The sequence below is a fragment of the Rufibacter sediminis genome (genome assembly GCF_014269285.1).
Lineage (GTDB): Bacteria > Bacteroidota > Bacteroidia > Cytophagales > Hymenobacteraceae > Nibribacter > Nibribacter sediminis.
The window spans coordinates 133,677-146,159 of sequence record NZ_JACOAF010000042.1; the positions used below are offsets into that span (position 1 = coordinate 133,677).

The following is a 12,483-nucleotide window of genomic DNA, read 5'->3' on the forward strand; positions in this document are numbered from 1 at the left end:
TGTAAGATAGATGCTTAGTGGAAACCATGCAAGGGCAAAAGCGATCTGCTATTTTTTGCCTATTTTCGTGAAAACAGCCCCAAAGCGTCTGCGGTGCCCACCATGGACGCTAGACATTCCGTGCGCTACTTATTACACTTCCATGCCCGCTTCGTTTAAAATATACTCCTCCTCGGCCGGTTCCGGCAAGACGTACCAGCTGACCAAAGAATACCTGAAACTGGCCTTGCAGAGTGAGGACCCCTCCTATTATAAGAACATTCTAGCTATCACGTTCACCAACGACGCGGCCCAGGAAATGAAGTCGCGCATCCTGGGGGCGTTGCGCAGCTTCAACGAGCCGCAGCTGCCCGAGAAGGAGAAAGCGAAAAACGATCAGTTATTGCTTAACATATTATTAGAAATTCAGGACACTTACTCCCAACCCGCTCTCACCGAAGCCCAGTTGCGCGGGCGGGCGGCGCGGGTGTTTGACCATCTGCTGTTCCACTACTCCGAGTTTGCGGTGAGCACCATTGACTCCTTCGTGAACCGGGTGGTGAGCGCCTTTACCACTGAGCTCAAGCTGCCGCATAACTTTGAGGTGGACATGGACGCCCAAACCCTGCTGAGCACAGCCGTCAGCCTGCTGCTGAACAAAGTGAACAACCAGGCCGAGAACCGCCTGCTGGCCGAAACCCTGCAACAGTACGCCCTGGAGAAAGCCGATGAAGGCAAAAGCTGGAATGTATTGCCCGATGAATTAGCTGATTTCGCCCGCCATTTGCTTAACGAGCAAACCTACGAACACCTGCTGGACATCGGCCGATTGACCCTACAGGATTTCAAGAAGATCAGGACCTCGCTCTACACTCAGAAACAGGAAATTGAGAAGCTGATCAAAGACTGCGCGGAGGAAGCCCTGCAATTGATAGAGACCGGTGGCCTCTCCCCCGCCGATCTTTCCTACGGAGACCGCGGCATCTATTCCTATTTCCGGAAATGGACCCGTGACTTTGACATCACCACCGCCAACAGCAACGCCGCCAAAACCGTCTCAGATGACAAGTGGCCCAGCGCCAAAGCCAGTGCCGGGGCCAAAGCCAGCATAGAACAAATCAAATACCGCTTGTCTGAACTGTACCGTCAGATTGAGGAGCTGAAAGAGCGCGAATCCCAGAATTACATCATCATCTCGGCCATGCTGCCGCACCTGTACAAGTTAAGTGTGCTGAGTGAGCTGGACCGGTGCATCCAAGAAATCAAGATGGACAAAAACCTGGTGCACATCTCGGAGTTCAACAAGCGCATCACCGAGATTGTACTGCAGGAGCCCATTCCATTTATCTATGAACGGCTGGGGGAACGCTACCAGCACATCCTGATTGACGAGTTTCAGGACACCTCAGTGCTGCAGTGGAACAACCTGCTGCCGCTGGTGGAGAACGCATTGGCTGGCGATCACTTCAACATGGTGGTGGGCGATGCCAAGCAGGCGATCTACGGCTGGCGCGGCGGCGAAATGGAGCAGATTCTGCACCTGCACCGCAACCAGACGCACCACCTGTACCAGAACTCCCGCTTCGAGGAGAACGTGGCCCCGCGCTATGACACCCTCCGCTGGACCCTCACCCCGGATTACCTGAACACCAACTACCGCAGCGCCCCTGAGATTATCTCGTTCAACAACGAGCTGTTCTCGTTCATCAGCCAAACCAATCCGCAGTTTCCGTTGCTGCAGGCCATCTATGATGCGCAGTTTCAGCAGAAATCGCCGGAAGGCAAGTTGAGCGGGCAGGCGCATCTACAGGTCTTGTTTACCCAGGACGAAGTACCCCCGCTGAAAATTGATCTGGATGCCTGTACCCAAACCAAGGAGATTTACGAGGGCTACGCCGAGGACGACCTGCTCACCTACCAGGAAAGCACCCTGCAACTGGTGCTGCAGATGGTGCAGCAGGCCCAGGCAGATGGCTATGCGCCGCGTGACATTGCTATTCTGAGCCGCACGAACCGCAACAGCAAACTGGTGGCCAATTTCCTGAAGCAGAAAAAATACGACATCATCTCCCAGGACTCGCTCTCGCTGCAGTTTGCGGAGGTGATCAACCTGATCATCGCCTTCTTCCGGATTCTGAACCAGCCGGCCAACAGTCTGGCCCGCTCGCAGGCGCTGTACCTGGTCTATAAAGTTGTGCACCAGGAACTGCCCGATAGCGCCACCACTACCCTGATAGCGGCGCTGGCCACGGATCCATCGGTGGAACCGTTCTTTAAGTTTCTGCAGGAACAAGGCTTTGACCTGGCCTACCGCGATGCCGGGAACCTGTCGCTCTATGAACTCACCGAGAAGCTGATCCGGGTGTTTGATCTGCTGGGCAAGAACAACGAGTGCGAGTACCTCTTCCGGTTTCTGGATCTGGTGCTGGAGTACACGCTCAAGTACAGCAACAACCTCAACAATTTCCTGCAGTACTGGGACCTGCACAAGGAGAACCTCAGCATCAACACGCCCAAAGACCGCGATGCCATTACCATCACCAGCATCCATAAATCTAAGGGTCTGGATTACCCCGTGGTGATTGTGCCGTTCTGTGACTGGAGCCTGGAGCCGCAGACCTCTTCCCTGCTCTGGGGCACCCTCCCCGACTCTGTTGCCGCTGACACCAAACTGCGCACCGCCGTGGTGACGCTCAATAAAAAGCTGGAACAGACGGCTTTAAGTGAGCAGTACGCGCAGAAGCTGGAGAAAACCTTTATTGAGAACCTGAACATGCTCTATGTGGCCCTTACGCGTCCGGTAGACCGCCTGTACCTCATCGGTAAGGCGCAGGATTTCAAGAAAGCCAATTACCAGAAGAACGTGAGTTACTGGCTCTACCGCTTTCTGGAGAGCAAAGAGCTGTGGCAGGATGGAACGCTGTGCTATCAACTGGCCAAAGGTGCCCCGCAAGCGGTCACGCACAAACCGGTCACTGATGATGTGTACGTCCTAGATAAATTCACCTCGGCGGACTGGGCTCAGAACCTGAAACTAAAGCAGCACGCCAACAACGTCTTCGACTTTGAGACGCAGCAGGAGCACCGCCGCTGGAACCGCAAGCTGCATTACGCCCTCGCCCGGATCACCTACGCCGAGGAAGCGCCCAAAGCCTTGCGCCAGCTGGTGCACCAGGGCATCATCTCCCAGCGCGAACTGCCCACCCTCACCCAGATGGTGCAGCACGTACTCCAACACCCTCAGATGCAGCACTACTTCAGTCGCGCCGTGACCGTGGAGAACGAGCGTGAAGTGCTGGACGTGCGCACCAACCGCTACAAACCAGACCGCATCGTGTTCGGCGGGAACGGTGACGTGACGCTCATTGACTACAAATTACCTCCCGCCAAGGAAGAATATCAGGATAACCTGAATTCCTATGCGACACTTTTTCGAGAATTGGTATTCAGTAAAATTACGTGCGTGGTGTACTATTTTGAAGAGGAGCGCGTGGAGGAATGGGAGTTTGTGGGTGAGGTAGCTGGGTAGTGTTTTTGGCTTGTTTTAAGAAAGGTGAATAATTAATTTTTTTAATTTATATAAAGAAAACAATCTACTATATGTTTATGGAACCTGTTAAAAAAGAAGTAGTTCTTAAGGAGACTAAAACAAAAACTGTTTATGAATACATTGATACTGAAAATAATATCAGGCAAATTTCAAGGGAAGTATATAAAAACAAAGATGAAGTTATCCACTATCCAAGAGGTTTCGAAGGAGGAGACAAATACAAGAAAATTAAAAAATTTACATTCAAAGGATTTAAAGGAAAACTACCAGTAGGAATTTTTAAATCAGCTAGTTTTGGATGGGGATTCACAAAACCACTTACTCCCTTCGCTGATTACATTGATACTAAATTTGATTTAGAAGAAGTAGTTGTTGAAAAAGAAGGAAAAGTATTAATAGATGTCGCAAACAAGAAACTATACATCTCCGACAAAACTCTTGAAAAACTTTTAGAATCATTCAAAACAATTTATCAAAAGAATAAAAATGAAGTAGAATTTGTTTTAAATTCAAATTTATACAATTTATTTCCTGCTCAAATTCCTAAACCTACGAAAACTTATATACCTAATGCACTAGCATCATCATTATCAACGTGGGGAAACTCTATAGATGAATTTTCAGATGAAGACAAATCAGCAATTAAAGAACTATTTGATAAACTTTCACTAACAACGGATTTTTTAAGCAAAGAAGCATTAGCAAAGACTAAAGAAATTGTAGATAACAAATACATTCAAGAAACTCTAAAGAAGTTTAAGTCCTTAATGGCTCTAAAAACTAATAGTGAAAATTTAGAGAAACAATGGCAAGAATTCTTAAGGGATAATAGTTGGATATTCTCATCAATTTTCGCACAACCTGTAATTATGTATAAAAGAGAGGCATACGTTGGCGGAAAAACAATTAATAATCAGAATGGCAAATTTAATGATTTTTTAATTAAGAGCAGCTTAAGTGACAATGTTTCATTTTTAGAAATTAAGACTCACAAGACTAAGGTACTTGAAACTAATCCTTACAGGGGAGAAGATGTTTTCAGTGCTTCTAAGGATTTAACAGGATGCATTGTTCAGGTTCTTAATCAGCGTGATAACTTTCAAAAAGAGTTTTATTCTATTAAAGTAAAAAGTAGGGAAAAGGGTAACTTTGAAACTTTCAACTCTAAATGTGTAGTTTTAATTGGTTCTACCAAAGACCTTAACGAAGCACAAAAATTTGCATTTGAACTCTTCAGAAGTAATAGTAGAGATGTCGAGATACTAACTTTTGATGAACTACAAACCAAAATTGAAAGCCTACAAAAAGTAATGAATCAAAAGTAAACTATTAGTTTAACATGATACATTATGCAGTTAATGATATTGTTCAAAGATTAACTTTCTCTTAGCTGCACTCTAAATACAGAATAATTGCCAGACGAAATCTGTTTTTGAACTGTTTTCCCCAAAACAGGCCAAAAACGAATTTTCCTAAACAGCTAAACATTGCTCTCCCTCAAAGGCTCTGAAATATAAACACCAACCATGCTCACACCACTTCCTTTAGACAACTTCTCAATCTTTTACCTTAACTTGTAAAAGCTACAACCTGACGTATAGGTTTTTATCTAATAGTTATTCTCAATGAGATTTCTCCCCATTGCCTTGCTTTGCTTTTGTTTCTTCTTCCTTGGCTGCCGAGAGGACGAGAACGATAGCCCTAAAATAGCGTTAGAGATTACGGTAGTAGATGCTTCTTCCAGCACCTCGGCGAAGCCCCAGGTTCTTCCCTCAGCAAATGCTACCGTGTATGTCTATCTCTCAGAGGAGGAAGCCAGAAACCAGCGCCCTGCCTACACAGGTAAAACCAACAACAAGGGCGTACTGGCGATCTCCCTCCCTGTCAAAGACAGGTACTTTTTCACTGCAGAGAACGGGAACGCCCGCAGTTCTAAAAACGGCTATGCCATTATGGGCATTTTTGAAAGCGAAGACGGGTTAGGGTATGCAGCCCAGCAAACTCCTCCCGCCCAACTAGGAGGCATTATATTAATGGACTACAACGGTGACGGGCTGGTAAACGACCTTGACAAGAACAGATTCAGAATCTCCTCAGGCTTTACCTTAGAGTCGGTGAACAAGCTGACACTGTATATTTCAGAATAGCAGATCACCTCTGGCACAAGCATGCGGTGGTGCCTCTTTTCCGTTTTTGGGCTGTTTATTCAAAAACAGGCCAAAAACGTATATTTACTTTTGCATGATCCTCTCTTTTGACTTAGACGACACGCTCATACCGGGCCGCAATCGTTTTCCCACTGAAAAGCAGAACCTGTTCCAGAAAGCGCTGGGCTTGGAGAAAGTCAGGCGGGGAACGGTGCAACTGATGAAGAGATTAAAAGCTGAGGGGCACCAGGTTTATGTCTATACTACTTCCTTCCGCTCGGCCTCTTATATCAGGTGTTTGTTCCTGTCTTACGGTATCTGGCTGGACGGTATCATCAACCAGAAGCGGCATGACCGTACATGTAAGGCAGAGGGTAGAAAGTGCTCGAAATATCCGCCCGCCTTCGGGATTGACCTACACGTGGATGATTCTACAGGCGTAGAGATGGAAGGGCAGCGGTATGGCTTTAAGACCATCATCATAGCCGAGGAAGAGGAAGCGTGGGTGGAGAGGGTCCTTCGCATCCTACACCCTTAGCTCTATCTGGGCAACCTCTCTAAAGGTGAAAACTGTTTCTCCTCTCCACGGCCTCACTCCTATTCTTGTTCGCTTGCCTTGCAGAACTACTGAAGAGAGGATGACCGTTTTCTGCCTAGTTTTAGAAAAACAGCCCTAAAAAGCACTTTTGTATTGCCATCCTGATACAGGAAATCCACACCCGCCAAACGCCTTCGCAAAGTGGACGCTGACGCAACGTTTTGCTTAGATTCATTTTTGCCAAAGTTTAGCTCTTCCTCATACATTACGTATCTGCTTGCCTGAACCGGAAAAGCAAAAGAGGAAACAAGAGCAAGTTGCGGTTTGCTGGCTAGGGTACTATCTGTACATATGTGCTCTCCCCGTAGAAATTTATCAAGTAGTTACTGATAGAATCTTGTGCATCGGGAAATTCAGATGGAAGTGCAGTTGAGTTGTGCAGGAGAGTGCTTTTTGGAAATAGGTACTATTCTTAAAAGCACATGCTCAGAACCACGCTGCTTTCCTTCAATTAAACAACAGAATAATTATATTCTTGTATTTTCTATGTGCCGCAAACAAACTGCTTGGTTTGAAAAGTTCATCAAGGCAGTAGTAACCTCTCTTTTTTACCGGAAAAACAGGTCCATTCACCGGGTTTTTAGGTCCATTTAGTTACGAAATCGATTTCCTTAACCCAGAAATTTCCCGGTTCATCACCCAAAACCCTCTCCTCGTCGAAACTTCCCTTATGCCTCTACCAATAGGGCTACCTTTGCAACATCAAATTATACAACACGAAAATATAATTTGTACAACGCAATATAACCATTTTTAGGATCATGATTACTACGCTATTAACCCTTCGCCAATTTTTTCAAGGTCTCAACTTCTTCTCTTGGGCAAACAAAAAAGTAGCGCTAGCATTCCTCTTGTTCTCCTTCGGGGCACTGTCTGCGCAGGCCCAGTCTACGACCATCTATTCTGTTAAGAACGGCAACGTAGAAAGCGCTGACACCTGGAACCTGAAAAGAATACCGAGAAGCAACGAAGTAATCGTGATCAACCACAGCGTGGTCCTGAACCAGGACTTCATGCTGGGCGAAGCTAGCCGGGGTGAAATCAAGGTGGCCGCCGCCGGTTCTTTGACCACTGGCCAGAACGGAAGACTGAGAATCAGAGGAAACGGATCTCAGGTAGAGAACTTCGGTACCGTTAACCTGAAGAGCCTGGGTCTGGGGTCAAACGGAAGCGACTCTGCTTATTTCATCAACCACAACGTGGCTATCCTTTCTGACAACCCAGAAATGAAGATAGGCGCCCTCAGAAACTTTGGCACGCTCTCCTTCACTTCTACCAACAACATCTACCTGGAGAAAGTAACTATAACCAACGGCCAAAACGCTACTCTCTCCTTCGCAAACAACCTCACACTTTATAGCGGCTCTTTACTCATCAACAGAGGCAACGTCTTAATCAAAGGCAGAGACGCTTATGCCCTGAACATCAACCAGGGCATCGTAAAAAACTACGGTGACCTGAAAGTAACCGGAGGCCTGAACATCACTGGCGCTCCTACAGACAAGTCTAACTTTAACCTGAGCAACTACGGTACCTTCAGCACCAACAGCGTTTACCTGAACAACCAGACCAGCGTACAAAACTCCGGGTCTATGGTATGTGCCAACAACTTCATCTCTAACCAGGCCATTGTCATAAACCAAACCAACGGTTACTTAGAGCAGACAAACCCCAACAGCGTCTTTGAAAACAGAAACTCCGGAGCCATGCTCACCAACAACGGTTTCCTGAAAGTAAAAGGTGACTTCACCAACATCGCCAACGCAGTCTTGAATGGTTCTGGTTATATCGCCATCGATGGTTACTCTAAAAATGTGGATCGTGCCATCATCGAAGGAAACCTGACCATCTATGATCCATCTGCCTACAAGACCACCATTCTGGACCAAGGCTTCGCAAACGGTGCCACCATTGCCCCTACGGTAAAAGCAGGAACTTCTTCTGCTCCCGGCTGTGACAAACCAGTAGTTGCCGTAACAGGTCCTACCCAGCTTTGCAACGTGGCTGATGAGTTCTACACCTTCACCGTGGGCCAGGAGGCTGCCAGCACCACCTACACTTACACCCTGCCCGAAGGATTCTTCATCATGGAAGGCGAAGGAACCGGTACTATCTCTGTGTTCATTGCCGTAGAGGAATACCTCTTGAACCAAAGCCTTCCGGTAAAAGTAACCGCCACCAACGCTTGTGGTTCTACATCCGCTGAGATGCAGGTGATGGTAAAAGATTGCGCCTTGGCCAATCCCCTACCGGTAACGCTTACCTCGTTCACCGCCACAGCTAAGAAAGGCATGATCCAACTGAACTGGGCTACAGCCTCTGAGAAGAACAACCAGGAGTTTGTGGTAGAGCGCAGCGCAGACGGCAAAACGTTCACCGCCATCAAAACGGTACAAGGCGGCGGCAACAGCAACGTTCCTTTGAACTACACCTTCCAGGATGCCCAGCCTTTGACCGGTACTTCTTACTACCGCTTAAGACAAGTTGACTTTGACGGCACCACTGAGTACTCTAAAGTAGTGAGCGTGAAAAACCAGACCACCGGTACTGCCGCCGCTATCAAAACAAACGCTTACCCTAACCCCTTCCAAGGCGTTTTGACCCTTGAGTTGAAAGTGGAGAAAGCGTCTGAGGTAAAAATCACCCTCACCAACATGGCGGGTCAGGTAGTTCAGCAGAAGACGGTGCAAGCCGAAGGCACAGCTGCCTACACCTTGGACAACCTCCAGAACGCCCCGGCAGGTATCTACTTTCTGAAAGTATACCAAGACGGTCAGGTGACCACCCACAAGCTCCTGAAAAACAATTAATAAAACCAGAACTCTACTTGAAAGCGCCACTGCCCCTGCAGTGGCGCTTTTTATTTAAGTTCTTCTAAATTTGGGCAAAACACTTTCTGTTGGTTTCTTCGTACTCTAGGAAGTATATAACAGGAAATCATGGATAAAATAGTAACCGAACCAGATGTAGTGTTGATAGGCGCTGGCATTATGAGCGCCACCTTGGGCGTGATGTTGAAGCAGCTGCAACCGGATCTGACCATAGAAATATATGAGCGCCTGGACGAGGTGGCCGCGGAGAGTTCCGATGCCTGGAACAACGCCGGCACCGGCCACTCCGCTTTTTGCGAACTGAACTATACCCCAGAGAAAGCAGACGGCACCATTGACATCTCCAAAGCCGATGTCATTGCCGAGTGGTTTGAGCAGTCGCGCCAGTTTTGGGCCTATTTAGTGGAAAAAGGCATCCTTTCTGACCCTAAGATGTTCATCCGGAGCGTGCCGCACATGAGCTTTGTGTGGGGCGATAAAAACGTTTCTTTCCTGCGCAAGCGCTATGAGGCCATGACCAAGTCTCCCCTGTTCCAGGGAATGCAGTACTCCGAGGATTTCGAGCAGTTGGCCCACTGGATGCCCCTGATCATGAAAGGCCGCAGCCGCGACGAGAAAGTGGCCGCCACCCGCATGGAAGTAGGTACTGACGTGAACTTCGGCTGCCTGACCCGGCAACTGTTCAAGCACCTGAAAGAAATGGGCGGCGTTGAACTGTACCGGAACCATGAAGTGCGTTCTTTCCGGCACAAAGAAGACGGCATCTGGCGCGTCAGGGTGAAAGACCTCACCACTGGCCAGAAGCGCCGAGCCCGCGCCAAATTCGTCTTCATTGGCGCCGGTGGCGGTTCGCTGCCGCTTCTGCTGGCCTCGGGCATCCCAGAAGGAAAAGGCTTTGGGGGATTTCCGGTGAGCGGCCAGTGGCTGAAATGCACCAATCCCGAGATCATCGCGCAGCACCAGGCCAAAGTCTACGGCAAAGCAGCCGTGGGTTCTCCGCCCATGTCAGTACCGCACTTAGATACGCGGGTGATCAACGGCGAGAAAGCCTTGCTCTTTGGGCCATATGCCGGTTTCACCACCAAATTCCTCAAAAAAGGCTCTTTCTTTGACTTGCCTTTCTCCATCAAGATGAACAACCTGCGGCCTATGCTAGCGGCGGGTTATACCAATATTCCGCTTACCAAATACCTCATCAACCAGGTGAGACAATCGCCGGAAGACAGGTTAGAAGCCCTGAAAGAGTACGTGCCTACCGCCAAAGCCGAGGACTGGGAACTGGAAGTAGCCGGCCAGCGGGTACAGGTGATCAAGAAAGACCCCAAACGCGGCGGGGTGCTGGAGTTTGGCACCGAAGTGGTGAGCGCCGCCGATGGTTCCATAGCCGCTTTGCTGGGTGCTTCTCCGGGTGCCTCTACGGCGGTTTCCATCATGGTCAACCTCATTCACAAGTGCTTCCCGCAGAAAGCGGCCTCGCCGGAATGGCAGGAAAAGATAAAGGAAATGATCCCTTCGTTTGGGGTTTCCCTGGACGAGAATCCGCAACTCTGCGAGGAACTGCGGTCCCACACCGGCCGGGTTCTGCAACTTCAGGAACCACATCCGGTTCAACGCTAAAAGAAAAGGCAATGATTTTTCAAAAAGCCCCGGAAAACGCTCCGGGGCTTTTTTGTTTTGGCTGCTACGGCTACATCCATTTACCTTCTTTGCCGTATGGGTGAAGACAGACGATGTTAGTTTCCATTCTCTATATTTAAATCCTTGTGCTACTGAAAGTTGGATCGACAGGATCTGGCACACTGCAAGTATTCTGTTCAGCCTCCGATTGCATCACCTTTAAATGTTGCAGCCCAGGTTTCTGCTATATAAGGAAGCAGGCTCATTTGGCTGATAAGTTTACATATTTTTATATAATTAGAGTATCCTATTTAGATCATCCCTCCTGTTGGTAAAGCTATTGCTTTTCGTTTTTACCACCCCCAAGTAAAAGAGAGGAAGGGAAATACAGAACTGGCCCGATAAATGGAAGGCTTCTGTGGTTTTTGGCGTATTTTTACCAAATCATATCGAAAACAGGTAGTCTCCTGGGGAGCTAAAAATCCCTAAGTACACGTTTTATAGTAGCTTATCATATTTATGAAGATCGTACACCCTGCTCTGATCGTTTTTAGTTTGCTGTTGCCTGCCGGCGCCACAACTGCCCAAACGTTGGCCACGCCACCCGCCAGCAGTACGACTAGCCCCACCCCCAAGAAACAAGATTCTGGTTTGGGCGCGAAAGTGAATGCTATTATAAAGAAACAGACTCCGGCCACCCCGGCACCCAAGCCGAGTACTGCCACCACGGCTCCGGCCGCCAAGCAACCGACGGCCGCAACTCCGGTCTCTGCCCCATCTGCGGTGGCGAAATCTGATACGTCCAAGGCCAAGAGCTCCCAGGTTACGCAGAAACTCACCAAGGTAGACCACCTGATCACGGAGCGCGAGCAGCTGGTTTTGAAGTACGACTACCTCAAAACCCAGGGCAATAACTTCTGGGGCAAAGCCTCCAAAGAAGATTTACTAGCCGTGGTGGAGGCCCTGAAGGAGGTGCTCCAGAAAGATGAGCAGATCATTCATGCGGTAGAGCAGGCGAACCTGGAAACCCGCCGGAACCTGGCCAAACGGGCTGCCGAGCTGGAGGCGGAGTCCAAGAGACTGAACAGCCAGGTACGCGGCGACAAACGGGTGATCACCGACAACATCTATGATCTCAAGTCCTCGCTGTCTAACGCGCAAAACCTGCTCAGAAACAAAGACCGTAAACTAAAGGACCTGGAAGAGGAACTGCAGACCTCCAAAGACGCGAAGTTTGAGCACGATGCCATCGCCGCTTTCTTTGCCATGCTGAGCCTCATCCTGATTGGCTACATTGTGCGGCTCAGAAACCAGATGGCCAGCATCCGGGATGAGAACCACGTGAAAGCATGAGTGAACGCCTGGTGCCCGCCGCCAAGTACCTCACCTACACCGAGGCCATTGGCTTGTACAATGCCCTCACCCAGGTAGGCGTAGTGGCGCTGGTGAAAACGTGCGGTCCGCCCAGTTTACCCTTCGGGGATGGGTTGTATTACCAGCTGCAGTTACAGCAGAAAGACCTGGAGGCCGCGCATCCCGTTTTAGAGGAGTTTTCCCAAAAACAGGCCCAAATCAGCGTTGAGGCGCAAACCTGCCCCCGGTGTGGTTCCGTATACGTATGGCCAGACAGCCACCTGCCCTGGTGGAAGAAGGTGATCTATGCCGGCACCACCGTGTACAAGTGCCAGGACTGCGGCCACTCATTTTTTGCATAAAAAGACCTTAGTAGCTAGACGCTGGACAATAGACAAAGACCCAAGG

At 48.9% G+C, this 12,483-nt stretch carries 8 protein-coding genes; all 8 read left to right on the forward strand.

Annotation, left to right across the window (positions count from 1 at the left end; all coding sequences use genetic code 11):
- Positions 1-142 precede the first annotated feature (142 nt).
- The 8 genes from H7U12_RS18325 to H7U12_RS18360 all read left to right on the forward strand — a co-directional run bounded on the left by H7U12_RS18325 (position 143) and on the right by H7U12_RS18360 (position 12,437).
- Complete coding sequence (locus H7U12_RS18325; protein ID WP_186640779.1) at positions 143-3,508, forward strand: UvrD-helicase domain-containing protein; 3,366 nt, start codon at positions 143-145, stop codon at positions 3,506-3,508.
- A 77-nt stretch (positions 3,509-3,585) separates the two neighbouring features.
- Entirely contained in the window at positions 3,586-4,854 is a 1,269-nt protein-coding gene (locus H7U12_RS18330; RefSeq protein ID WP_186640781.1) for a Shedu immune nuclease family protein, read from the forward strand.
- 300 nt (positions 4,855-5,154) lie between these two features.
- Positions 5,155-5,676 carry a hypothetical protein gene (locus H7U12_RS18335; RefSeq protein ID WP_186640783.1) on the forward strand — a complete coding sequence of 174 codons (522 nt, stop codon included), beginning with the start codon at positions 5,155-5,157 and terminating at the stop codon, positions 5,674-5,676.
- Positions 5,677-5,770: 94 nt separating this feature from the next.
- Positions 5,771-6,214: an HAD family hydrolase gene (locus H7U12_RS18340; protein WP_186640785.1), complete on the forward strand. Its 444-nt coding sequence runs from the start codon at positions 5,771-5,773 to the stop codon at positions 6,212-6,214.
- 821 nt (positions 6,215-7,035) lie between these two features.
- Complete coding sequence (locus tag H7U12_RS18345) at positions 7,036-9,084, forward strand: T9SS type A sorting domain-containing protein (protein ID WP_186640787.1); 2,049 nt, start codon at positions 7,036-7,038, stop codon at positions 9,082-9,084.
- A gap of 129 nt (positions 9,085-9,213) precedes the next feature.
- On the forward strand, positions 9,214-10,722 hold the full coding sequence (locus H7U12_RS18350) for a malate:quinone oxidoreductase (RefSeq protein WP_186640789.1): 1,509 nt from the start codon (positions 9,214-9,216) through the stop codon (positions 10,720-10,722).
- 519 nt (positions 10,723-11,241) lie between these two features.
- Positions 11,242-12,075 carry a hypothetical protein gene (locus H7U12_RS18355; protein ID WP_186640791.1) on the forward strand — a complete coding sequence of 278 codons (834 nt, stop codon included), beginning with the start codon at positions 11,242-11,244 and terminating at the stop codon, positions 12,073-12,075.
- Positions 12,072-12,437, forward strand: a complete 366-nt coding sequence (locus H7U12_RS18360) for a zinc ribbon domain-containing protein (RefSeq protein ID WP_186640792.1) — start codon at positions 12,072-12,074, stop codon at positions 12,435-12,437. Before H7U12_RS18355 ends, H7U12_RS18360 begins: the two co-directional genes overlap by 4 nt.
- Positions 12,438-12,483 lie beyond the last annotated feature (46 nt).